This is a genomic window from Arthrobacter sp. NA-172 (assembly GCF_043952055.1).
Taxonomy (GTDB): domain Bacteria; phylum Actinomycetota; class Actinomycetes; order Actinomycetales; family Micrococcaceae; genus Arthrobacter.
Genome location: NZ_JBINOT010000003.1, coordinates 1,042,092 through 1,065,872 on the forward strand (window position 1 = coordinate 1,042,092; position 23,781 = coordinate 1,065,872).

Annotated in this window: 17 protein-coding genes and 6 pseudogenes; 9 read left to right on the forward strand and 14 right to left on the reverse strand. The window is 64.4% G+C overall.

Annotated features, from left to right (window positions below; translation table 11 throughout):
• Positions 1-227 precede the first annotated feature (227 nt).
• Both ACF0H6_RS18965 and ACF0H6_RS18970 read right to left on the reverse strand, forming a co-directional pair.
• On the reverse strand, positions 228-626 hold the full coding sequence (locus ACF0H6_RS18965; RefSeq protein WP_395251016.1) for a hypothetical protein: 399 nt from the start codon (positions 624-626) through the stop codon (positions 228-230).
• A 28-nt stretch (positions 627-654) separates the two neighbouring features.
• Positions 655-966, reverse strand: coding sequence for a hypothetical protein (locus ACF0H6_RS18970; RefSeq protein ID WP_395251017.1), 312 nt, complete (start codon positions 964-966; stop codon positions 655-657).
• Positions 967-997: 31 nt separating this feature from the next.
• Here ACF0H6_RS18970 and ACF0H6_RS18975 point away from each other — a divergent pair, with 31 nt between their 5' ends.
• From ACF0H6_RS18975 to ACF0H6_RS19000, 6 genes and pseudogenes are all read left to right on the forward strand, one after another.
• Complete coding sequence (locus ACF0H6_RS18975) at positions 998-1,333, forward strand: hypothetical protein (RefSeq protein WP_395251018.1); 336 nt, start codon at positions 998-1,000, stop codon at positions 1,331-1,333.
• Between the two features lie 387 nt (positions 1,334-1,720).
• The gene (locus ACF0H6_RS18980) at positions 1,721-4,204 is read left to right on the forward strand and encodes a hypothetical protein (RefSeq protein WP_395251019.1); all 2,484 of its coding nucleotides are present in this window, start codon (positions 1,721-1,723) and stop codon (positions 4,202-4,204) included.
• 13 nt (positions 4,205-4,217) lie between these two features.
• Positions 4,218-4,454 carry a response regulator transcription factor gene (locus tag ACF0H6_RS18985; protein ID WP_395251020.1) on the forward strand — a complete coding sequence of 79 codons (237 nt, stop codon included), beginning with the start codon at positions 4,218-4,220 and terminating at the stop codon, positions 4,452-4,454.
• 122 nt (positions 4,455-4,576) lie between these two features.
• Positions 4,577-5,911, forward strand: coding sequence for a SufS family cysteine desulfurase (locus tag ACF0H6_RS18990; protein WP_395251021.1), 1,335 nt, complete (start codon positions 4,577-4,579; stop codon positions 5,909-5,911).
• A pseudogene (gene sufU, locus ACF0H6_RS18995) lies at positions 5,908-6,407 on the forward strand (Fe-S cluster assembly sulfur transfer protein SufU). Before ACF0H6_RS18990 ends, sufU begins: the two are co-directional and overlap by 4 nt.
• Before the next feature lie 66 nt (positions 6,408-6,473).
• Positions 6,474-6,611, forward strand: coding sequence for a hypothetical protein (locus tag ACF0H6_RS19000; protein WP_395251022.1), 138 nt, complete (start codon positions 6,474-6,476; stop codon positions 6,609-6,611).
• A gap of 137 nt (positions 6,612-6,748) precedes the next feature.
• Here ACF0H6_RS19000 and ACF0H6_RS19005 read toward each other — a convergent pair whose 3' ends face one another.
• The 4 genes and pseudogenes from ACF0H6_RS19005 to ACF0H6_RS19020 form a co-directional block, all read right to left on the reverse strand.
• Positions 6,749-6,886, reverse strand: a complete 138-nt coding sequence (locus tag ACF0H6_RS19005; RefSeq protein ID WP_395251023.1) for a hypothetical protein — start codon at positions 6,884-6,886, stop codon at positions 6,749-6,751.
• Positions 6,887-6,996: 110 nt separating this feature from the next.
• Positions 6,997-8,308: pseudogene (gene nhaA / locus ACF0H6_RS19010) on the reverse strand (Na+/H+ antiporter NhaA).
• A 97-nt stretch (positions 8,309-8,405) separates the two neighbouring features.
• The gene (locus ACF0H6_RS19015; RefSeq protein WP_395251024.1) at positions 8,406-8,627 is read right to left on the reverse strand and encodes an SCO4848 family membrane protein; all 222 of its coding nucleotides are present in this window, start codon (positions 8,625-8,627) and stop codon (positions 8,406-8,408) included.
• Position 8,628: 1 nt separating this feature from the next.
• Positions 8,629-9,125: pseudogene (locus ACF0H6_RS19020) on the reverse strand (DUF2505 domain-containing protein).
• Positions 9,126-9,284: 159 nt separating this feature from the next.
• Here ACF0H6_RS19020 and mfd point away from each other — a divergent pair.
• Both mfd and ACF0H6_RS19030 read left to right on the forward strand, forming a co-directional pair.
• Positions 9,285-13,025 carry a transcription-repair coupling factor gene (gene mfd / locus ACF0H6_RS19025; RefSeq protein WP_395251025.1) on the forward strand — a complete coding sequence of 1,247 codons (3,741 nt, stop codon included), beginning with the start codon at positions 9,285-9,287 and terminating at the stop codon, positions 13,023-13,025.
• A 4-nt stretch (positions 13,026-13,029) separates the two neighbouring features.
• A pseudogene (locus ACF0H6_RS19030) lies at positions 13,030-13,838 on the forward strand (metal-dependent hydrolase).
• 88 nt (positions 13,839-13,926) lie between these two features.
• On the opposite strand, the gene ACF0H6_RS19035 reads toward ACF0H6_RS19030, so the two are convergent.
• The 5 genes and pseudogenes from ACF0H6_RS19035 to ACF0H6_RS19055 all read right to left on the reverse strand — a co-directional run bounded on the left by ACF0H6_RS19035 (position 13,927) and on the right by ACF0H6_RS19055 (position 17,138).
• The gene (locus ACF0H6_RS19035; RefSeq protein ID WP_395251026.1) at positions 13,927-14,151 is read right to left on the reverse strand and encodes a hypothetical protein; all 225 of its coding nucleotides are present in this window, start codon (positions 14,149-14,151) and stop codon (positions 13,927-13,929) included.
• A gap of 50 nt (positions 14,152-14,201) precedes the next feature.
• Positions 14,202-14,906 (reverse strand): deoxyribose-phosphate aldolase, encoded by a 705-nt coding sequence (deoC, locus tag ACF0H6_RS19040; RefSeq protein WP_395251027.1) that lies wholly within the window; start codon positions 14,904-14,906, stop codon positions 14,202-14,204.
• A gap of 145 nt (positions 14,907-15,051) precedes the next feature.
• Positions 15,052-15,973: pseudogene (locus tag ACF0H6_RS19045) on the reverse strand (FAD-dependent oxidoreductase).
• 153 nt (positions 15,974-16,126) lie between these two features.
• Complete coding sequence (locus tag ACF0H6_RS19050) at positions 16,127-16,915, reverse strand: LacI family DNA-binding transcriptional regulator (protein WP_395251028.1); 789 nt, start codon at positions 16,913-16,915, stop codon at positions 16,127-16,129.
• Positions 16,916-16,919: 4 nt separating this feature from the next.
• Positions 16,920-17,138, reverse strand: coding sequence for a LacI family DNA-binding transcriptional regulator (locus tag ACF0H6_RS19055; RefSeq protein WP_395251029.1), 219 nt, complete (start codon positions 17,136-17,138; stop codon positions 16,920-16,922).
• Between the two features lie 133 nt (positions 17,139-17,271).
• Here ACF0H6_RS19055 and ACF0H6_RS19060 point away from each other — a divergent pair, with 133 nt between their 5' ends.
• Positions 17,272-18,729, forward strand: a complete 1,458-nt coding sequence (locus tag ACF0H6_RS19060) for a sugar porter family MFS transporter (RefSeq protein WP_395251030.1) — start codon at positions 17,272-17,274, stop codon at positions 18,727-18,729.
• Positions 18,730-18,742: 13 nt separating this feature from the next.
• Here the strand turns inward: ACF0H6_RS19060 and ACF0H6_RS19065 are convergent, their stop codons facing one another.
• The 3 genes and pseudogenes from ACF0H6_RS19065 to nirB form a co-directional block, all read right to left on the reverse strand.
• Positions 18,743-19,903: a uroporphyrinogen-III synthase gene (locus ACF0H6_RS19065; RefSeq protein ID WP_395251031.1), complete on the reverse strand. Its 1,161-nt coding sequence runs from the start codon at positions 19,901-19,903 to the stop codon at positions 18,743-18,745.
• A 10-nt stretch (positions 19,904-19,913) separates the two neighbouring features.
• Positions 19,914-20,948: a uroporphyrinogen-III C-methyltransferase gene (gene cobA / locus ACF0H6_RS19070; protein ID WP_395251032.1), complete on the reverse strand. Its 1,035-nt coding sequence runs from the start codon at positions 20,946-20,948 to the stop codon at positions 19,914-19,916.
• An 11-nt stretch (positions 20,949-20,959) separates the two neighbouring features.
• Positions 20,960-23,585, reverse strand: a pseudogene (gene nirB / locus ACF0H6_RS19075) (nitrite reductase large subunit NirB).
• Positions 23,586-23,781: the final 196 nt, after the last annotated feature.

Genomic DNA, 23,781 nt, shown 5'->3' on the forward strand with positions numbered 1-23,781 from the left:
CATCGGGAGTCTGGGTGAGCCCTGTCCGGAGGATCCAACGCCAACCCCAGGAAATGAGCCCGGTGGGACGGTCCGTGGTGCGGGCTGGCTAAGGTGCGGCTTCTTGGGGGTGGGGATGGCCTGCCGCGGAAAGACGAACGCCCATGTCCCAGCCGCCTCGGCTGGGACATGGGCGTCGCCCCGCTACCCAGGGCCCCGGAATGGGTCCCCGGAATCGGCGCTGTTGCTTAGTTTGTGACTCCCGAGGTGGTGACCACGGAGAGCCACGGGCCGGCGGGCACGCTGGCACGGTCGACGAAACGCCACGACACGTGGTCGTTGTCGCCGTTCAAGTCAGCGAAGCCGAGGCAGCCGTTCAGGGCTGGGGAAACATCCATGCCCGCACCCTGCGACGGGTCGCCGGAGAACTGCTTGTTGGCGGGCCTGGCGTTGTTCGAGCCGAAGACGTAGGCGGAATCGTGGTAGAGGGAACCGCTGGACGGACCCGCATCTTCCACTTGTCCATAGCAGACGCCGCCCTTGGGGCCGGTGATCTGGACCCATGCGTTCTTCATGTAGCTGTAGCTCGAGTCGGCACAGTGGTTGACGCCGGTTGCGGCATTGTCTGCGGCGGCCCACGGAATCACTTTGCAACGCTCTGCGAAAGCAGCGCTGTCATTGACGTCGTCGTAAGGCAGATCCAGGTGAGAAGGGGTTCTGCAAAGGCTTGGACTGGTGCAACGGGAAGTAGCCGTTGCTGGCTACGCGCTGTTCCGTGGCGCACTTGAAATTCGAGCCGGTTCCGGAACTGACGCCATCGCAGCCGCCATAGGGGCTGCCGGGACAACCGCTGGCGCCCGCAGGGGTAGTTCCGAGGTTCACTCCGGTGTGCTGGAGCGCCCACTGGCCGTTGAAAGTGGAGCAGACCTGAGAACCATCAGAGAGGCTCGCGTTGAAGATTTCGCCCACCCAGAAGGTGGTGCTCACGATGTTGGTGTGAAGCGGGTAGGTCCCGCCTGTGGCAGGCAGCGGCGCGGGTGCCGAAGCCGGGGTACTGGCTGGCGCCGCAGGCGCCGGAGCGGCTGGAGCGGGCGTGCTCGAGGGCTTCGCAGCCGGAACTTTGCTCGGCGTCGGGGTTGGCGTCGGCGTTGAAGCGGGTTTGGGGGTGGAGGAGGGCGAGGGAGAGGCGCTTGGGCGGGCGCCCGAAGTGCGGTCCGAGGCCTGGGCGGAGGATTTGTGGGAGGACTGGACGGCCGATATGGTTGCTAGCCCGCCGAAGGTCAGGAGCAACACGGCGACGAGTGCTGTTAACAGGTGTTTCATATTTTGGGTGACATATCTGTTGGGGACATAGACATACGAGACCGAGGCAATGGATAGGGCGGTCTGCAGGCGAAAATGCCGCAGAGTCGTACACGGCCAAATGGTGTGTCACGACAGAGTTGTTACGAAAATCGGCTGTGCTTCGACTCCCCAGAAGTAGCCAGCCAGAACCTACTCTTGCGAGACCAGCTTACACATTGTGGCCAGACCGTCGAGGAATCGGGGCCGCGAAGGTGCCTGTCGTGCCTCTCATGGCGGCTGCGTGGAGGGGTCGAATCCCATGCGAGTAGCCCTGGAAATTCAAGTAGTTACCACTCAATCCAGGACAGAAACCCGCAGGTAGGTTTTGGAAATGACACCGGTCCGTGCCGCGGCCGTCAGGAACACGAGTCCGGCGGCCCGAGGATGAGACAGGACCATGGACGATACTGAAGGGACCCACACCTCGCCCCCGATCATTCGGGCCGCAGAGCTTCAAGAGATAGTTATTGCCTTGTCAGGGCCGGAGCCAGCCGGAGTAGTCATTTCAGGTCCGGGAGGCTCAGGGATGACCACCCTCCTGGGCGCCGCCGCGTCCGTCCTGCGCGGATCATTCAGCGTGATCGCCCACAATGTTTCCGAGTCATTCGCCGATATCCCCTTCGGAATCGCCATGGCACTTGTTCCGGACCTGCCAGCCCGGTCCAAGGTGTGGCCGGGCTCCATCGTCGCTGCATGTCGCAAAGCGGTACGCGGCGCTACGGCATCGGGGTCCTCTGCCTTGCTGGTGCTGGACAACATCGATTTCCTGGACGACATGTCTCTTTGGCTCCTGAACCAGCTGCTCGTTGAACCGGATATCCGCCTGATCGCCACCCACCGCTCAGACCGGCCCTTGCGGATGGAACTGATGGAGTCCGTGGTTTCGCGGCAGTTGTCGGTGGTGACTTTGGACGAGCTCACCCAGGAGCAGCTTCGCGAATACCTGGACCACCGTTTGGGCGGTCGCGCTGCGCGCAGCCTGGTTCGGGATATCCATGCCCTGACCGGTGGAAACCTGCAGACCGCGAAATTGCTTCTGGACGAAGCCTCGGCGCGCGGCGAGATCGTGGAGCAGGCCGATTCCTGGATGCTCTCCGGGCCGATTCGAATGGATGGATCGCAGGCCCTGGAGCTGACCCGGCACCGGCTTGAAGGGTATTCCGTACCCCAGCGGCAGGTGGTTGACACCCTGGCGGTGGGGGAGCCGATACCGCTTGCTGTTCTTGAGGAACTTGTCCAAAAACGGGCCATTGAAGCGCTCCGGGGCGACGGCACCATCCGCGTTCAGAACGACAGCCAGGAGATGGCGACCCTCAGCCACGCCATCGAGGGTCGGTTGGCGCGGCAGCAGCTGGGACCTGCCCGGATCCTGGAACTTCGGCGGAGCATCTACATCATGTCTGCACCACTTGCCGACGATTCGCTGTGGACCCTGTTCCGTCGTGTGGACCTCGAACAGGAAAACGGCTTGCCGGTGTCCGACGCAGACCTCTTGGCCGTGGCCATAGCGGCGAACGACATCCATGACAATCGGCGGGCCCGCCGCGCCGCGGATGCCGTCCAAGCCCCGGAACTGGCGCTGATTGCAGGAGTGGAGCTGGCAAGGGCGCTCTACCAGACGAGGGACTTCACCGGAGCGGTAACCGTCCTGAAAGGCTTGGTCGCAAACACTCCAGACGTCCTGACGGCGGACTTCGCCCACGCCGTATGGCTGCTGCTGCACGCACTATTGCCGACATCGCCCGGGGTCAGCGTGCTCCAGGCGGTCCTTCACGATGCCCGACGGCGGGTGGAGGCTGCCGCCGTCGGGCCCCTGCCCGGCGGGCAGGCCTCTCCCGAGCAATCGGCCGTCCGAGACGAGCTGGACGTTCTCCAGGTCTATCTGGATGCCCAGAACGGTAGCTGGCCTTCCGCCGGCAGTGAGCTGTTCCGCAGGCTTTGCCACAGCCAATTGATCGACCCCGTCTTGCGCTCGGAGACCCAGCCGCCACCGCCCACCTTGGCCTGCGTCCTTTTGATGGCGCTGGTATCTCAAGGGTTGGCCGTGAGCGGACGGTTTGCGGACGCCGTCGCGCTTTCGAAGCTGGCTCTCGAGGCCGTGGGTAAGCTGCCGCGGTGCCCCGTGGATTTCCACTCCACCATATTGACCATCCACGGATCCAATTTGATCTGGCGCGGGCAATGGGGCGGTACTGAAATGTTCTGCGCCGGCAGTTCCAGCTACAGCAACCGGATGAGCTACTTCGGCGGATCGGCCCACCTCTACAGGGCGCTGGTGCTTGCCAGGCAGGGGAGCCTGGAGCTGGCCTGTGAACAGTTCCGCCAAGCCAAGGCCCGGTTGGACGAAGCTGACCCAGACGGACTTCTGCCACCTGCCCTCGGGGGACTTGCCGCAGCCGCATGGTTGCTGGGCGATGTCAACCAGGTACGTCGGGCGCTCGCGGCCTACGATTCACGCCTCAGCGCAGGGAACTATCTTGCGTCGCAACTCGCCGAAAGCTATTCATCCGCAGCACGGTCAATCCTGATTGGCGCAGAACATTCCCACAGGAAGCTCCTGCAACTCGCGGGTTCTGCTGCCAAGAGGGGACACCGGGCGCTCGAAATGCTGAACCTCGGCTTGGCCGCCCGCACCGGTAGCCGTGGCTATCGGCAGCTGGGCCCAGGAGTGTCCGAGGTGGTGTGGAGCGTCGAGCCCGGCATGCCGCCGGGCTCGGATGCAACCCAAGAACCGGGGCACGGACTTGGTGCAGGGCAGCTCGGCGCAGGACCCCTTGGAACGGGGCCCCTCGGAACAGGGTCCCACGGAACAGGGCCGGGAAGCGCGGGCGAGCCGTTGCAAGATTGGGCTTTCGACCAGGAAAGAGGCGTTTGCGTTTGACGAACCCGCCGCGGTGGGTCCGGAGACCGGGGCATCTGTTCTTCCAGGGATCGTCAAGCTCTCGCAACGCGAACGCGAGGTGACCGCCCTGGTCGCGTCCGGGCTAAGCAGTGCGGAGGTAGCCGCTCGCTTGGGCATAGCTGTCAACACTGTCAACGCCCACCTGCAGCGGGTCTATGGCAAACTCGGAGTCTCCCGCAGGCAGAAGCTTTCAGAGCTCTGGGACGAATTGGCGAAACCCGAGGAGTAGCCTGTGCTGCACCACGGATGAGGCAGCGATGGCAATTGGTGGGACAATTACTAGGTGACGCCGCCATTCCTGGCGGTTAGCCGCTGGCGATTGCCACGTATTTCCAACAAGGAGCACCGGTTTTGACAATGGTTTCCACCCCCGCGCGGGGAGATGCCCAGGCTTCCGCACTCGATGACGCGGAGGTCCTTCGCATACGCAATGACTTCCCCGTTCTTGACCAGGAAATCAATGGCAAACCTTTGGTCTATTTGGATTCGGGTGCCACCTCGCAGAACCCCAGGAGCGTCCTTGAGGCCGAGCAGGAGTTCTATGAGCAGCGAAACTCCGCGGTCCATCGCGGCGCACACCACCTTGCTGTGGAAGCCACGGATGCCTTCGAAGAGGCACGAGCCACGGTGGCACGCTTTGTAGGCGTTGGAGACGATGAACTGATTTGGACCGCGAACGCCACGGCCGGTTTGAACCTTCTGGCCTATTCGTTCTCGAACGCCAGTGTGTCCAACGCGGCGGCAGGTGGTGAGCGATTCGCCCTGATGCCGGGTGACGAAGTCCTCGTCACCGAAATGGAACACCACGCCAACCTGATCCCGTGGCAGGAACTGTGCCGGCGGACCGGTGCCACCCTCAAGTTCATTCCGATTGACGACGCCGGTGCGCTGCGACTTGAGGAAGCCGCCCGCCTGATGACCGGACGCACCAAAATCTTCGCCTTTACCCACACGTCCAATGTGCTTGGCAACATCAATCCTGTGGACATTCTGGTTCGGATGGCCCGGGAAGTAGGCGCCTTGGTGGTCCTGGACGCCTGCCAATCCGCTCCGCACCTTCCCCTGAACTTCAAAGCCCTGGACGTGGACTTTGCCGTGTTCTCGGGCCACAAGATGCTCGGGCCCACGGGAATCGGCGCGGTCTACGGACGCCGTGAGTTGCTCAACGCCATGCCACCGTTCCTGACTGGTGGTTCCATGATCACCACCGTGACCATGGAACAAGCCCAATACCTGCCCGCTCCCCAGCGCTTCGAGGCGGGAACACAGGCTATTTCGCAGGCTGTTGCCCTGGCTGCCGCAGCGAACTACCTCAGTGAAACAGGCATGCAACGGATCGCGCTTCGCGAGGCGGAGCTTGGCCAACGGCTTGTCACCGGCCTTAGCGCCATCGACGGAGTCCGCGTTCTGGGCCCTGGGACCGGGGAGGAACGGACCGGACTTGCCGCGTTCGACGTCGCCGGAGTGCACGCGCACGACGTCGGGCAGTACCTCGACGAGCTGGGCATTGCCGTCCGTGTGGGTCACCACTGTGCGCAGCCATTGCACCGGAGGCTGGGCCTGACAGCCTCCACGAGGGCCAGCACCTATTTATACACCACTTCCGAGGAAGTAGACCTTCTGATCGAGACAGTTGCCCAGATCCGGCCCTACTTCCGCGTGACTTCTTCTGGAGCCACGTCATGAGCGGCCTGGACGCTTTGTACCAACAGCTGATTCTCGAGCACTCGAAGGCGCGCAGCGGTGGAGATCTGGCTCATCTTCCGGACGCAGCAGCCGGCACGGCCGGCACGGGACAGAGCCATCAGCTCAATCCCGTGTGCGGGGATGAGATCACCCTCCGGCTGAGTGTGGGCATGGCCGGAGACGGACAGGCCGTCACGGAAATCCATTGGGACGGCGATGGCTGTGCCATTTCCATGGCGTCAGCGTCCATCCTGAGCGAAATGGCACCGGGCATGTCGCCGGCGTCCCTTCGCCGGACGATTGATTCTTTCCGTGAATTGATGCGCTCGCGCGGCAAACTGGAGGCGGATGAGGAATTGCTCCAGTGAACGCTGCCGCTTTAGCCGGGGTTGCCAAATATCCGGCACGGGTAAAGTGCGCCATGCTCGCCTGGGTGGCTGCGGAGGACGCACTGCGGCAGGCTGAGGCCAGCGAAGGCGTGTCTCAAGCTCTCTAATTCGGGTAAGCGAGTCGAGTAGCGTCCACTCTATTTCGAACCCGCGGCCGGACTTAGCCTCGAAGCATGATTACCTTGGAGAGCAGGCGCGAATGGCGCCGGAGCCAGCACCGGGTCCGCAGGGCCGAATTTGTGATTGTGGGAATGTTGTTTGCCCTCGTCGCCGCGACCATTTTTGCCGCCGCCGCGGGGTTAATGCGCTGAATACCAAGGCTCGAATGCAGTCAAGCCACTGCACTGACGCCTGGCCGCATTACCTTTGAAATCTCATGAGTAAATAAAAGCTCGGACCCGTGTATACCGGTCCGAGCTTTTTGTACCATTGGCCTTTTGTCATCGCATCACCTGGGTACCGCTGCAATGACCACCGAAATCGACATGAGCCCGAAAATCGCCCAGACAAAGATCAACGACCAGTTCTTTGCCCGGACCTTCCTGTGGCTTCCGTGCCACACCCGTTCCATACTATTCGCGTCCATACCAGCAAGGTATTCCTGGCGGTACGGGGCAAATAGCGTGCCAATCACCCTAATTGCGGACAGCAATACTCCATAAGAAATGTAGGCTACTCGCATACCGGCCAGGCACCTCAGGCGCGGGTGAAAACGTCAGGTACGCCGTCGCCGTCGTCGTCCCTTTGCTCTTCTTTCGCCACGTGGCGGTAATGGCGGTTGCGGGCCTTGAGCACGACGGCGGCGAGCACCGCCGCGGCGAGGGAACCGGCCAGTGATCCGCAACCTTCGCATGATCGTCGTGCGGAGAACCGGAGCCGAAGCTCAGCTCGGCGATCAGGAGCGAGACGGTGAAGCCGACGCCGGCCAGCATGGCGAGCCCTGCGACGTCGATCCAGGCCGAGCGCCGTCATCCAGCCGTGCGCGGGTGGTCTTCGTGATGAGGAATGTGGTGCCGAAGACTCCCACCGTCTTGCCCACCACGAGGGCCATGATGATGCCAACCGCCACTGGATCGCGCAGGGCGGCTCCCAGCCCTTCGGCGCCGCCCAAGGCAACGCCGGCGGAGAAGAAAGCGAAGACGGGCACCGCGAATCCTGCAGAGAAGGGACGCAGGCGGTGCTCGAACGTTTCGGCGAGGCCGGCTTTGGGTTCGCCCTTCTTTCCCGACGCCAGGACGGGAACAGCGAAGCCAAGCAGGACGCCCGCCACGGTGGCGTGGATGCCGGAGGCATGGACGAACGCCCAAGTGGCGGCCGCAAGGGGGAGCAGCAGATACCAACTGCGGATGCGCTTCTGTACCAGGAAGGTGAAGAGGGCCAGCGGCACGGCTGCGGCCAGCAGCATGAGTGGCTCAAGGCCGTTCGAGTAGAAGAACGCGATGATGCCGATGGCGATCAGGTCATCCACCACCGCCAATGTCAGCAGGAAAGTCCGCAGCGCTGACGGCAAATGCGTGTTGATGACTGCCAGAACGGCCAGGGCAAATGCGATGTCGGTGGCAGTAGGTATCGCCCAGCCTTTGAGGGTTTCCGCGCCCGAGCCAAGATTGAGCACCACGTAGATGAGTGCCGGAAGAGCCACGCCGCCTATTGCGGCCGCCACCGGGACGATCGCCTTGGACGGCTTCCGCAATTCCCCGGCGACGAATTCGCGCTTCAGCTCGAGTCCGGCGATGAAGAAGAACACAGCCAAAAGCCCGTCTGACGCCCAGTGGCCCAGGCGCAGTTCAAGATGCCACGGGGCATAGCCGATTTTGATATCGCGGAGCGAAAAATAGCCGTTGGAAAGGGGCGAATTGGCCCAAACAAGAGCGGCCACGGTAGCGGCGAGCAAGAGGGCGCCGCCAACGGTCTCAGTGCGGAGAATAGCAAGGATGCGTTGGTACTCGGGGAAACTGGAGCGGCTGAAAACCCGGGTATGGGCAGCGGAGTGCGGGCGGTTCGCCATGTGGCTCCTCGGGGAGTTCGGGGTCAACAAAACTGTTGCCGACCAGACTTCCCGGCGCACCTGTTTTCTATTTTACCCAACTAGCTCGGAAGGGGCGCTAGGCGACCAGGCCCGCGACGCCGATGATCGCCGTCGCGAGGCCAAGCACCATGGAGATGGTCACGAGCACAACGTGCACCGTGAGGAACTTGGTCGCCTTCCCGGCGGCGTCGCGGGCGCGGGGGTCCGTCATGACGCGGCGCAGGAACTGCGGCCACACGATGAGCGACCAGGCCCCGGCGACAATCAGCACAATGGCCAGGCCAGGTACCAGCTGCACGCTAGTGGCTTTCGAGCCAGGCCTGGCCTGCTGGGACTGGATGTTCAGGGCCTTGCCCACCATCGGTTCGGCCGCTTCGGCGATCTTGCCGCCGAGGAACGGTACCGACGAGGTGACGTTGCCTTCAAGCTCGACGCGGGTGTTGCCGCCGTCGGCCACAAGACGCTGTACCGCGGTGACATCCAAAGGGGCGCCGGAGATTTTCAGGGAAATGGTGCTGGCGCGGGAGCCGTCGGCCGTCGGTGCCTCCCACTTTTCGGTCTGTGTGACGGTGAGCTTTTCGCCCACGAACTTCCGGGCGATCTCGGGCAGCCGCGTGGTGGGCAGGGTACGGACCGTGATGGTGCTGAATGCGCCGGCGGTGTCGCCGTCGACCTGGAATGATTCCAAAGTGCCGCCGACATACTCGCTCGTGTGGCGCAGGAAGTCTTCGTCAATGAAAGTAGCTGTTACGCGGTCGACGCCGTAGGGCAGCGTGGTGGATGCGTTCAGGGCCATGGGGGTCCTCCGTGAATATCTCGGTTGAAAGGTCTTGCGGCTCCCAAACATCCTACGGTGTTGCCGGGGTAGGCTAGGAACGCCCCGGGATTCGAGAGAATTTCGGGCTTTCGTGTTGCCTTCCCCAATCCGACTTCCCTCTTCCGAGGAGTGCCATCCATGAGCCCCAAAGGCCAGCCGTCCGCGGTAAACCCTGGAACCAACCACGCGGGCACCGTCGCATCCCTTGACGGATTGCGGCGGGCTTTGGGCGAGGACCGGACGTTCGCGCGCGTCAGGCCCGAGGCCGCACGGACGTTCAGCGAACGCAGCAGCGACTACCAGATCAGCGCGCCTGCAGGCTTGAGGGCCGCGCTGCTGGCGGAGATGGTAGATGGCCTCGCCTCCCAGGAGGACGAAGGCGGCTCTCTTGAAAACAACGCGGTGGTGTTGGCCGTCACGGCAACCGGCCGCGAAGCCGAGGACCTCACGGCCGCCTTGGCCGCCTATCTTCCGGCGGATTCAGTGACGGCTTTCCCCAGCTGGGAAACCTTGCCGCACGAAAGGCTCTCGCCCCGCTCGGACACAGTGGGCCGCCGGCTCTCGGTACTTCGCCGGCTGGCCCACCCGGAGAGCTCGACGGCGGGTGCCTTGCGTGTGGTGGTGGCCCCGGTTCGCGCCGTGGTCCAGCCGATCGTGGCGGGCCTGGGCGAACTGGTCCCCGTGACCCTGAGGGTAGGGCAGGAAATGCCCTTCAGCGACGTGGTACGCCGCCTTGCCGACGCCGCCTACTCCCGCGTGGACATGGTTACCCACCGGGGTGAATTCGCCGTCAGGGGCGGCATATTGGATGTTTTCCCACCCACCGAGGACCACCCCATCAGGGTGGAATTCTTCGGCGATGAGGTAGACCAGATGCGGTGGTTTGCCGTGGCGGACCAGCGTTCGCTGTCGGGTCCGTCCGTGCATCACCCCACCGAATTGCATGCCCCGCCCTGCCGGGAAATCCTCATCACGCCGTCGGTCATGTCCCGGGCTGCCAAGCTCAAGGCCGAGATGCCGGCCGCCGCGGACATGTTGGAAAAGATCGCCGGCGGCATCGCCGTCGAGGGCATGGAATCCTTGGCACCTGTCCTGGTTGATTCCATGGTGCCGTTCGTCGAACAGTTGCCGGCCGGTTCGATCGCCGTGGTGATCGAACCGGAGAAAGTGCGCACCCGTGCCCACGACCTCGCTGCCACCAACGAGGAATTCCTCGAAGCGGCTTGGTCCACGGCGTCCGACGGCGGAAAGGCGCCTTTGGCGCTCGACGCGGTCCTGGGTTCCCAAGCCGCCTCCGCCCTGCACTCGGCCAGCTTCCAATCCTTGACGGACACCCGGGGCGCAGCCTTGGCGCACAGCGTCTCTTGGTGGTCCATCACGTCTTTGGCGACGGACGAAGAACTTGTCCTCGACATCGACGTCCTGAACTTGCATGCCCGCGAACCGCGCGGGTACCAGGGCGACGTCGCAGAGATGCTCGAATTCATCGGGTCCCGCGTGCGGGACCAATGGCGCATCGTGGTGGCGACCGACGGACCCGGACCGGCTCAACGGCTCGCCGAGTTGTTCCATGACGCTGATATCCCGTGTTCCCGCGTCGAATCCCTGGCCCACGAACCGCAGGCCGGCATCATCGAGGTGACCACGGCCGCCGTCGGACGCGGATTTGTGCTCGACGGCCTCAAACTGGGGCTGCTCACGGAAGCGGACCTCCTGGGCCGCACGTCGGCCGGGTCCACGAAGGACATGCGGCGCATGCCCTCCAAGCGGCGCAACGCCGTCGACCCCCTCCAGCTGCACGCCGGTGACTTCGTGGTCCACGAACAGCACGGAATCGGGAAGTTCGTGGAGCTGATCCAGCGCAAGGTGGCTGGCTCCTCTGCCGGTCCGTCCGGGGGAGACGCAGGTCTTCGCGAGTACCTCGTGCTCGAGTACGCGGCGTCCAAGCGCGGTGCCCCCGGCGACCGGCTTTTCGTGCCCACGGACCAGCTCGACCAAGTGACCCGCTACGTCGGGGGCGACTCGCCGGCGTTGAGCAAGATGGGCGGCGCGGACTGGGCAAGCACCAAGTCCAAGGCCCGCAAAGCCGTCAAGGAAATCGCGGGCGAGCTCATCCGGCTGTACTCGGCCCGCATGGCGTCCCGCGGGCATGCCTTCGCTCCGGACACCCCGTGGCAGCGGGAGCTTGAGGAGGCTTTCCCCTACGTGGAGACGCCGGACCAGTTGACCACCATCAACGAGGTCAAGGCAGATATGGAACGCGAGATCCCCATGGACCGCCTGGTCTCGGGCGATGTTGGCTACGGAAAGACCGAAATCGCGGTCAGGGCCGCGTTCAAGGCGGTACAAGACGGCAAACAGGTAGCGGTGCTGGTACCAACGACACTGCTCGCCCAGCAGCACTACGAAACCTTCACCGAGCGCTTCTCCGGATTCCCTTTGCGCGTCAAGCCGCTGTCACGGTTCCAGGGCGCGAAGGAAGCCAAGGAGACCATCGAGGGAGTCAAGAACGGCTCCGTGGATGTGGTCATTGGCACGCACCGGCTGCTCTCCAAGGACTTCGAATTCAAGGACCTTGGCCTGGTGATCGTGGATGAGGAGCAGCGCTTCGGCGTGGAGCACAAGGAAGCGCTCAAGAAGATGCGCACCAACGTAGACGTCCTCGCGATGAGCGCCACACCCATCCCGCGTACCTTGGAGATGTCCCTCACGGGTATCCGCGAAACCTCCACGCTGGCCACCCCGCCGGAGGAGCGGCACCCCGTGCTGACGTATGTCGGGCCGTTCACGAACAAGCAGACCTCCGCGGCGATCCGGCGTGAACTCATGCGCGAAGGGCAAGTGTTCTTCGTCCACAACCGTGTGTCCTCGATTGAACGCATCGCCGCCCAGATCCGTGAACTGGTTCCCGAGGCCCGCGTTGAAGTGGCGCATGGGCAGATGTCCGAGAGCCGCCTGGAAAAGATCATCGTGGACTTCTGGGAGAAGCGCTTTGACGTCCTGGTCTGCACCACCATCATTGAGACCGGCCTGGATATTTCCAACGCCAACACCCTCATTGTGGACGGCGCGGACAAGTACGGCCTCTCCCAGCTCCACCAGCTGCGTGGCCGTGTGGGACGTGGCCGCGAACGTGCCTACGCCTACTTCCTGTATCCCTCGGAGAAGCCCCTGGGGGAGGTGGCCCTTGAACGGCTCAAGGCCGTCGCGGCCCACAATGAACTCGGCGCGGGAATGCAGCTGGCCATGAAGGACCTCGAAATCCGCGGCGCCGGCAACCTGCTGGGCGGGCAGCAGTCCGGGCACATCCAAGGGGTCGGATTCGATCTGTACATCCGGCTGGTGGGCGAAGCCGTGGCCGAGTACCGCGGCGAGGCCGAAGAGAAGGCCGCAGACATGAAGATCGAGCTGCCCGTCAATGCCCATTTGCCCCACGACTACGTGCCGGGTGAACGGCTGCGCCTGGAGGCTTACCGGAAACTGGCTGCAGCTATTACCAATGAGGCTATCGACGAGGTCCTGGCCGAGCTCGTGGACCGTTACGGTGAGCCGCCCCTGCCCGCGAAGAACCTGATCGCCGTCGCGCGCTTCAGGGTGGGTGCCCGCGAAGCCGGGCTGTCCGACGTCGCACTCCAGGGCAACTTCATCCGTTTCTCGCCCGCCCAGCTGCCCGAATCGAAGGTCATGCGGCTCAACCGCATGTACCCGGGCTCGCAGATCAAGCCGGCCCTGGACGCCGTGCTGCTCCCCAAGCCCAAGACGGCGAGGATCGGCGGGCGCGACCTGCAGGACGCCGAGATCCTTGAGTGGGCCAACACAGTCATCGAAGCTATCTTCTCGGCTTCACCGAGTGCGTCCGCTTCCCAGACCGCAGGCTGAACCAATGATGGGAGGACATCACGCCGCGTCCGGGGCCGCGGCGTGGATAGCTATCGCTTCAACCGGCCCGTACGCCTTGGGCTGGTACCCGCTGGACGCCACCGGAATACTCATCGGAGCGATGACGACGGCGGGAACCGCCGCTGGTGTGCGATTGGGACCACCGCTCAAGCACCATCGCCCACTCGCTGCCGCCCTTGTCGAACGTGATCGCGGTGGGGATCGAGAAGGCCAGCGGAGGGCACCGGCAGGGAACCCATTCACTCGCTGGGAGCCTCGGCATTTGTCGTGCTCGCAGCCATGGCTGCCCAGTTCCAGTTTGATACTCCCGTGGGCCGCCTGTCCGTTGGCGCCGGGTTGCTGTGCATGTTCATGATCAACCTGGCGGCCAAGGCCCTCAAGTTGTTCCCGAGCTCGGGGTGGATCGCCAACTGGGTCTTCGCCCTTGCCATGGCCGGACTGGTCACGTGGTTTGCCCCGCACCAGTGGAGCTGGCTGCCGTTGTCCATGCTTACCGGCGTCGTGGTCCACATCGTGGGTGACATGATCACCACCGGCGGCGTGCCCCTGCTGTGGCCGATCGTGATCAAGCCGCCGAAATTCCTGCGCAAGTTACCCCTCGTCAGCGGAATCTGGCGGGCCAACGGCGCCTTCTCGATCCCGTTGCTCGGCAAAGCCGGGTCGCGGCGGGAATGGCTGGTCCTGATTCCAGTGGGCGGTTATGCGATGGTTGGGCTTGGTCTGGCGGCGTGGGCATTGCTTCGAAACCAGTGGCCGGCCCTCCAGGCCCTCATGTTGGGGCTGGGTGGATGACGGCGGCAGGAGGTTCTGCGGAGTCACGCTTAAACCACTGTGGCCCCGGACTATGAAGTCCGGGGCCACGGTTTTCTGCAGTTAGGTCTTAGCTTTCGCCAGCCGAGTTGGAGCGGCCCAGAATGGTCTGCGGAATCCAGAATGCGAGGGCAAACAGGCCAAGACAGACGGCCATCGGCCAAGGGTTCTCCAGCGTGAGGTAGGACAGCGAGTAGATCCCACCGAGGAACAGGGCGATCATGATCGCGAAGAGCAGAATGCTCTGGCCCAGTGGGTTCTCTTTTTCGATGGGCTGGCTGGCGTTCTGGGACATGCTTTCCTCCTCGGCCCCTCGGGGCTCAAAAACTGTGGCGGCCGGGCAAATCAGTACGCAGATGAACCCTGTTCACCCTTGACAATGGCAATCCCGGAGCTCGCACCGATACGTGTTGCACCAGCAGCAATCATAGCCTGTGCATCGGCCAGGGAACGTACTCCACCGGAGGCCTTGACACCAAGGTCCGGGCCGACGGTCTTGCGCATGAGGGCAACGTCTTCCACCGTGGCGCCGCCACCGTTGAATCCGGTTGAGGTCTTGACGAAATCGGCTCCGGCTTCGACGGATGCCTGGCACGCCAAGACCTTCTGCTCGTCGTTCAGGAGGGAGGTTTCGATGATGACCTTCAGGATGGCTCCGCCAGCGTGCGCTGCCTCCGCGACGGCGGTGATGTCATCCACCAAAGCGCCTTTGTCACCGGCGCGGGCGGCGGCGATGTTGATCACCATGTCGATTTCATCCGCACCGTCCAGTACGGCACCGCGGGCCTCAAAAGCCTTGACGTCGCTGGGAGTCGCGCCCAGCGGGAACCCGACCACCGAGCACGTGAGTACTCCGGAACCCTTGAGGGCCTTCGTGACAGTCTTGACCCACAGCGGATTGACGCACACCGACTTGAACTTGTACTCGGCAGCCTCCGCACAGATCTGGCGCACGTCAGCCTCGCTGGCCTCCGGCTTGAGAAGAGTGTGGTCGATGTATGAAGCGATGCTTGCCGTGTTTTCGACTGCGGTATCGGCTTCGTGGCTCATGGAGGTCCTTCCGTGGGCGGGCCCGTGGCTTGTGCCGCATGGGTCGCGGCTCGTCAAATGACCATCTTGCCACACTGCCCGGGCGCCCTGGAGGCCACCAGGGGAGGACTGCCGGGGGACGGAGCGTGCCGGCTACTGGCCGCCCTCAGGCCGCGGCGCCGGCGGAATGGGGAGACGGTATGGACCGCGCGGCCTGGAGCCTAGCGTCTTCTTGGAGCCGGGCTGCGCAATGGGCCGCAGCCGCATCAGAGGAAAGGACGAGGCCCAGTCGCATGCCGTCCCGCGAGGCGGCGTCGCCGATCGCCCAGATGCCCGGTACGGACGCGGCGAAGTCGCGCCCAACCCGGATTCCGCCGTCGGGAGCTGTTTGCAATCCCGCGCTTTCGGCCAGCTCATGACGGGGGAGGCGTTCCTCGGCGAGCACCACCAGATCGCCGTTCATGCTGCTTCCGTCCTCGAAAAGGATTCCGGTGGCCGGCAGAACCGACCCCGCAATTGAAGGCACGACGGCGGTTGGGCGCAAGGTGGTGCGGATGGGCCGGACTCCGCGGGCTCGCAGCACGGCCTCGGCCTGGCCGGCTGCCGGGCCGGTGCCCACCAAAATTCCCAGCGGGCGGCGGCCCAGGACCCGGGTGATGTCCTTGATCGCAGCGCCGATCTGCTCGGCGTCGTCGATGGTGGAGTAGCTCAAGCTGCGTGCTGCGCCTTGGACTGGCGGGAGCATCGGCGCGGAGCCGGTGGCAATCACCAGTTGGTCGTACGGGAACTCCAGGCCTTCCGAGGTGGTCACAGTGCGGGGCCTGGGCATCGATGAAGCTCGCCGCCTGGCCAAAACGAACGGAGACCTGGGGGAGGGAAGCGAGCTCCAGGAGTGCGGTGGGGCAATCGTCCCGGTTGCTGAGGACCGTGATGGCGCCGTGGAACCCGGCCGTTCCGGGCTGTTCCCGGCTGTTTGGTGGTGTGCTTGTGCCCGCCAACTGACGGACAAGTGCCTGGGCTGCGGGCCCGGCTCCGGCGATGACCAACTGGTTCAAGTGCTTGGAGCCTGCGGACGGGGTGATGGACATGGTGGGTCCCTTCGCTGGACTGAGCTGTGGTGTGGCTGTGGTTGATGTTCCTGTGCCCAGCGTAGGCGCGGTGTTTTTCGGTGGTGTTTCCCTGTTGTTGCCATTTTGGCGGTGGCCCGTTCCCTGATGGTTACCAGCCGGTAATGAGGTGGGTCACATGGGGGCGGGTGCCGTTGAGTTGCGGACTACCAGCTCGGGCGTGAGGCGCTCATTCGCGATGGGAGCATCCGGATTGTTGAGCCGGTCCATAGCCACGGCTCCGGCGACGCTTCCCAGTTCCGTCGCGTGCAGGTCGATGGACGTCAGGTCGATGCCGTGGAGCCCGCCGGTCCGGGAATTGTCGTAGCCCACCAGCGACAGGTCTCCGGGAATCGCCAGGCCTCTGGCGTAGGCGGCTTCGCGTGCCGCCATCGCGAACTGGTCATTGTGGGTGAAGATGGCCGTCGGGCGCTCCGCGGCATCAAGTATTTCAGCTGCGGCACGCTGTCCGGCATCTTGCGTGAAGTCATGGGCTGGCACTGTCCAGGGAACCAAGCCTGCGCCGCGCATTGTCTTCTCGTAGCTTCTCCGGCGGACCGTGTGGCCGTCATAATCGGGTCCGGCAAGATGGGCGATCCGGGTGTGGCCAAGGCTGAGGAGGTGTTCGGTGGCGGCGCGGGCGCCGGCGTCGTCGTCCGAATAGACGCTGTCGACGCCGGGTACCGGCCGCGCGACGCTGACGATCGGGACTATTTTGGCCAGTTCCCGCACTCGTTCGTCCGGGTCGAGCAGTGTTGCGGCGATGATGATCCCCACCCGTGCCTCGATCAGCGAGTCCACGGCTCCCGGATCCACGCCGTCGATAGACTGGGAGACGCTCAGGATGAGCCGGTTGCGGGCCTGGGGGAGTGCCATCCTGACGCCGCTGAGGATGTCGGCGTAGACCTCATTATGGATGTCCATTAAATCAGAGCCCGACGGCGGAGCGATGCTTGCGTGCCAGGTCGGCGGCGGCCGCGTTGGGCCGGTAACCGAGACGTTTTGCAGCGTCGAAGATCGCCTGTTTGGTCTCGCCGCTGACGCCGGGAGCATCGCGGAAGGCGAAGGACACGAGCGTGCGCGACACTCCCACTTCACGAGCCACATCGCTCTGCGTTGCGGGACGGAGCTGACGGTCAAGACCCATGCACTCATCTTCCCACGGCGAAGAAGCCCCGATTAAGTCATTTGTTAGATTGACCTTACATTTCAGTCTTTCGCGCGTTAGTCTAGTGTTCAGAGCGGGTGTATGACCCGCATCTCAAGACAAAGGAGTCCTGATGTCTGCAACGCAAAGCCATAGGGGAGTCGGCAGCGCAGTCGCGCTTCCTCCACTGACCAGCGGCCCGCACCGTAAGCGCCTTGGCATGGTCGCCCTCATCGCCACCTTTGGTGGTCTGCTGTTCGGTTATGACACAGGTGTCATCAATGGGGCGCTTAGGCCAATGACGGCCGAACTCGGCCTCAGGCCGTTCACTGAGGGAATTGTTGCCAGCTCGCTCGTCTTCGCCGCGGCGATCGGCGCGCTCTCGGGCGGCCGCATCTCCGACGGGTGGGGGCGTCGCAAGACGATCATCCTGTTGGCGGTGCTGTTCTTCGCTGGCACCTTGGTGTGCGTATTCACGCCGAGTTTCGGGGTGCTCGTTCTCGGCCGGATCCTGCTCGGTCTCGCGGTGGGTGGCGCCTCTGCGGTGGTCCCGGTGTTCCTGGCGGAGATGGCCCCGTATGAGATCCGCGGATCCTTGGCGGGCCGCAACGAGCTCATGATCGTCGTCGGCCAGCTGGCGGCCTTCGTCGTCAACGCGATCATCGGCATCGTGTGGGGCGACATCCCGGGCGTGTGGCGCATCATGCTTGCGGTCTGTGCGTTGCCGGCCATCGCGCTGTTCTTCGGTATGCTCCGCGTGCCCGAGTCACCACGCTGGCTCGTGGAGAAGGGCCGGCACGACGAGGCCCTCGCCGTGCTGAGGTCCGTCCGCTCCGAGGACCGTGCCCTTGCTGAGCTCGGCGAGGTCGAGAGCGTTGCCAAGGAAGAGCAGCAGAGCCAGCAGATCGGCTGGCGTGCGGTCTTCAGCAACAAGAACCTGTTCCGCATCCTGCTGGTGGGAATCGGCCTGGGCGTCGCCCAACAGCTGACCGGCATCAACTCGATCATGTACTACGGCCAGACGGTGCTCGTCGAGTCCGGCTTCAACGAGAGCGGCGCGCTCATCGCGAACATCGCGCCCGGCGTGATCGCCGTGATCGGCGGCGTCATCGCCTTGTCGCTCATGGACCGGATCGACCGTCGCAAGACCTTCATCCTCGGCCTCACGCTGACCACCAGCTGCCACCTGCTCATCGGGTTCGCCTCCATGATGTTGCCCGTGGGCAACCCGATCCGCCCGTATCTGATTCTTTTCCTGGTAGTTGCCTTCGTCGGGTCCATGCAGACGTTCCTGAACGTCGCGGTGTGGGTCTACCTGTCGGAGGTCTTCCCGCTGCACATGCGCGGCTTTGGTACCGGCGTCTCGATCTTCTTCCTCTGGGTGGTGAACGGCTTCCTTTCGCTGTTCTTCCCGTCGCTGGTGGCGGGGGTCGGCATCACCGGCACTTTCTTCCTCTTCGCCGTCGTCGGGGCGCTGGCCCTGATCTTCGTCGTCAAGCAAGTTCCCGAAACCCGTGGCCGCACCCTCGAAGCACTGGAGGAAGACGTCACCACCGGTGCCATCTACCTTGTCCACAAGAACCAGGGCTAGACGCTAAACAGGTCTAGACGCGTAGCCGGTAACCCCGCTTGACCACGGTTTCCACAAGCTTTCCGTCCGGCAGCGCGGACCGTAAACGGCTCACTGTCATGTCCAGGGCGTGGACCGAGCCGCGCAACTCCAGAAGATCGGAAAGCGCCTCGCGGGACAGCACAGCACCCCCGGCTCCCAAAAGCGCCCGCAGCAGGAGCAACGGAGCCGGGGCCAGTTCCACCACGGAGCCATTGATCCTCAAGCAGCGCCCTCGCAGCTCAATGTTCCCTGAGGGAGTGTCGAGCCGGCGCACGTGGTTGAGGGCCAGATGTTCGGTGACAAGGCGGATGAGCGCGCCCATGCGGTAACGGTGCGGGATGAGGGGGGTCAGTCCGGCGTCGATCAGCGGTTGTGCGGTGACAGGCCCGACGGCGGCAACGGTCACCTGGGTCTTGAGGGCCTCGACCAGCTGGCGGTACAGGCCCATTTCGTGTGCCGTGCTCCACATCGCGTCCACCGCGGGGGCGCTCGTGAAGGTGAGGACATCCAAGTCCCCGCTGCACGCGGCTTCGATCAAGCGCGGCAGCTTGTCCTCGCCGTCGGGCTTTACCCAGCGGTAGGGGGTGACGGTGAGGACCGTCGCGCCGGACATCCGGAGGCGTTCGAGCTGGCGGACATCGGTATACCCGTGCAATTGCACGGCGACGATCTTTCCGCGGACCCCTTCTTCGAGGAGCATGTCCACCAGTGTGGCCGTGGTTTCGTCACTGCTGATCCCGACGTCGGCAAGGCCGGCCGCGCGGACGGCACCGCGGGCTTTTGGTCCCCGAACGAACATGCGGCAGGCGGCCAGGGCGTCGATGAGTTGCTCGCCGATACCGAACGAGTCCGCCGCCTCGCACCAGCGGCGCATACCGTAGGCGGTAGTGGCGATGCAGATATCGGGTTTGGCCGCAATGATTCGTTTGGTGTCCCCGATGAGGATGATGTCTTCCTGGACCGGGGCAATCTTCAGCGCCGGGGCGTGCAGCACCGAGGCACCACGCCGTTCGAGCGCTTCGATCAGGTCCCTCGACCGGCGATGGGAGGTCACTCCGATGCGGAAACCATCCAGGGGCGCGTCCTCGATTGGTCCGGGGGTGGCCAACGGCGAGCCTACATCGACGGAATCAAGGGCATTCAGCGTAGTCATGGGTGTCCTTTCAGGCTTCAAGGAGTGAAGCTGCGAGGCGGTCCAGGTCTGCGGTGGCTTCGACCTGATTGCGGTTGGCTTCGGCTACCCGGACGACGTCGCCGATCACCAGCACCGCCGGGTTGGTGCAGTCTGCAGCTGCAGTGACGATGGTACCGAGTTCGGCCATGGTGGTGCGCTGACCCGGGCGGTAGCCGCGTTCGACGACTGCCATCGGCGTTGCCGGGTCCATCCCGGCCCGGCTGAGTCCGGCGGCCAGTTGGGGGAGGGTGCCGATGCCCATGAGGACCACGATGGTCCCGCCGAGACCTGTCAGATGCAGGTGTTCTTTCTCGGTCAGGGGTGCATGGCCCGAGACTACCGTGAACATGTGGCTGACCTCCCGGTGGGTTACAGGGATGCCGGCGGCCGCCGGGACGGAGATAGCGCTGGTCACGCCGGAGATGACGCGGACGGGAACGCCCGCCTCGACGCAGGCGGCGACTTCTTCGCCACCGCGGCCGAATACGTAGGGGTCGCCGCCCTTGAGCCGGACCACATTCTTGCCGGCGAGGGCGGTGTCCACCATCAGTTGTTCGATGTCGCGTTGGGCGACCTTATGGTGTCCGGGGCGTTTGCCGACGTCGATGAGTTCGCCGGTGGTCAGCGCCGCTAGTTCCTGGTAGGGGGCGAGGCGGTCATAGAAGACGACGTCGGCGTCCCGCAACGCGCTGACTGCGCCGACCGTGAGGAGCTCGAGGGAGCCGGGGCCGCCGCCGACCAGCGTAACGTGTCCCGGCTCGCCCGCTGCCGGTTCGCTGGCGATGGGGATCCCCGTATTCCGGCAGCGTTCGAGCAGAGGTTCCCAGCCGGGCTGGCCATCGTCTACCGCGGCGACCAGGAAGGGGCGTTCGGGCAGCGGCCCGTCACCTTCAGCACCGTTTGGGGTGCTGAGCCGGTAGACGACGGCGCCCGCGGCCTCGTAGCGGCGAATCGCCTGCCGGGCGGCGCTGGCCGAACCGATGACAAGAACGTCGCGGCCTGTGAGGTCGATGGTGAGCTGCATGGCTTTGCTCCTTAGTCCTGGCCGCGGACGGGGATGGTGGTAGCGATGAGGACAGCGCCCTTCTCTTCCTGCGTGGCCGGTCGGATCTGGCCGCGTTCCGGCACGAAGGCGATGGCTTCGTCTTTTTGGTCCGGGGCGTTGACGAAGGAGCGGAAGCGGCGGAGGCGTTCGGGGTCTTTGAGTGTTTCGGCCCATTCGTCCTGGTAGTTGTCCACGTGGCGGGCCATGGCTGTTTCGAGTTCGGCGGCGATGCCGAGGGAGTCGTTGACCACGACGTCCTCGACGTGTTTGAGGCCGCCGTCGAGTTCTTCTTGCCAGCGGGCGGTGCGCTGGAGGCGGTCGGCGGTGCGGATGTAGTACATCAGGTACCGGTCGATGTATGTGATCAAGGTTTCGTCGTCCAGGGCCTGGGCGAGGAGTTGGGCGTGGGCGGGGAGAAAGCCGCCGTTGCCGCCGACGTAGAGGTTCCAGCCTTTGTCCGTGGCGATCACGCCGACGTCCTTGCCGCGGGCTTCGGCGCATTCGCGGGCGCAGCCGGAGACGCCCATTTTGAGTTTGTGGGGGCTGCGTAGTCCGCGGTAGCGCAGTTCCAGGTTGATGGCCATGGCGACGGAGTCCTGGACGCCGAAGCGGCACCAGGTGGAGCCGACGCAGGATTTCACCGTGCGCAGGCTCTTGCCGTAGGCCTGGCCGGACTCGAAGCCGGCGTCGACGAGTTCCTTCCAGATCTCCGGGAGCTGCTCGAGGCGGGCACCGAACATGTCGATGCGCTGGCCGCCGGTGATCTTCGTGTACAGGCCGTACTTCTCCGCGACGGCTGCAATGACGCCCAGGCCTTTCGGCGTGATCTCGCCGCCGGCAATGCGGGGGACCACGGAGTAGGTGCCGTCCTTTTGCATGTTGGCCAGGGCGCGGTCGTTGGTGTCCTGCAGGGTGCCTCGTCCGGCGCCCAGGACGTATTCGCTGTTCTGGCTGGCCAGGATCGACGCGATGGTGGGCTTGCAGATGTCGCAGCCGGCGCCAGAGCCGTACTTGGCCAGGATGTCCTCGAAGGAGGTCAAATTCCAGGACACGGATGGCGTCGAAGAGTTCCTGGCGCGAAAGACTGAAGTGCTCGCAGAGTGCCTTGGAGACCTCGATGCCGGACTTCTTCAGCTCGCCTTCGAGGAGCTTCTTGAGCATGGGCACGCAGGAGCCGCACTGCGTGCCGGCCCGCGAACAGGTCTTCAGCTCGCCCAGTTCCTGGACGGGCGCGTTGCCATCGCAGGAGCCGCAGCCGTTGATCGCGTCACGGATGGACCCGGCGGGGACGTTGTTGCAGGAGCACAGGATGGCGTCGTCGGGGAGCTCGGTTTCCGGTGCTTCGCCGCCGGCTGCGGTGAGGTAGGCGCCTGGCTCGGCGGGAAGCTCGCGGCCGAGCAGGGGGCGCAGGCTCATGTAGGGGGTGGCGTCGCCCACGAAGATGCCCCCCAGCAGGGTCTTGGCGTCGTCGGTGGTCACGATCTTCTGGTAGACGCCCCGGGCCGGGTCGGCGTAGACGATCTCCAGGGAGTGCTCGGTCTTGGCGAACGCGTCGCCGAAGCTCGCGACGTCGACGCCGGAGAGCTTGAGCTTCGTGGCGGTGTCGAAACCGGGGAACGTCGCTTGCCCGCCGTGCAGGCGGTCGGCCACGATCTCGGCCATGGTGTTCGCGGGGGCCACCAGGCCCATGCACATGCCGCCGAAGTTGGCCACCTCGCCGATGGCGTAGATTCCGGGAATCCCGGTCTCGCAACCATCGGAAATGACGACGCCGCCCTTGTGGCCCAGTTCGAACTGCGGCTGGTTGCCATCCGCGGGACCATTGGCGGCACGGAACAGTTCGTCGCGGGGACGAATCCCGATGGACGCGATGACCATGTCGGCGGGGATGATCCGGCCGTCCTTCAGCAGGACACCGGTGACCTGGCCGTCGTCGTCGGACAGTACTTCTTCGGGGTACGTTCCGGTGAGGACTTCCAGGCCCTTGGCGGTGACGAGACGGCCCAAGGCCTGCCCGGCGCCCTCATCCAGCTGGGCGTTCATGAGCCAGCGCGAGCCGTTGATGACGGCGGCTTCGGCACCGAGTTCCATGGTGCCGGCCGCGGCTTCCAGACCGAGGAGACCGCCGCCTATGGTGACCGTTTTGACGGTGCGCCCGAGCTTTTCCGTGAGTTCGCCAACAGCTTTGTTGATGGCCCAGACGTCGTCGAGAGTGCGGTAGACATGGGCGAGCTCGCTGCCGGGGAAGGGGAGTTGCGCGGCGTCCGAGCCGGTGGCGACCACCAGGTGATCAAAGGGGTAGCTATTCCCGGCCGCAGTTTCCACGGTCTTGGCTTCAGTGTTGATCCGGGTGACGCGTTCGCCAGTGCGCAGGTCCAACGCATCGTGCTCCCACATGGACGCGTCGCCCAAGGTGAGGTCGTACTCTACCTCGGTGAGGGCCTTGCTCAAGGTGACGCGGTCGTACGGGAGGTGAGCCTCCTCGGTCAGTACCGTGACGTGCCAGCCCTCGAGACCGCGGGTGTGCATGGCGTCGGCAAAACGGTGGGCAGCGGGGCCTCCGCCGGCGACAACAATGCGGCGCTGGTTTTCTGGGGTGGAAGTGTGTCCGGTCACGGGTGGCCTTTCGCATACGCCGCAGAATGTGCTCCGCAACTTGTCACTTCAGACTACGGACGGGCAGTTTCACCTCAGTTTCCCGTTTGTTTCGTGGTCTTAACTTCTGGGTCACGATTGGATTTCGTTGGGGGTGAGGTCTCTTTTACGCGCCGGACACATTGATTGCATTCGGGTGAAACACCGTCGACCTACC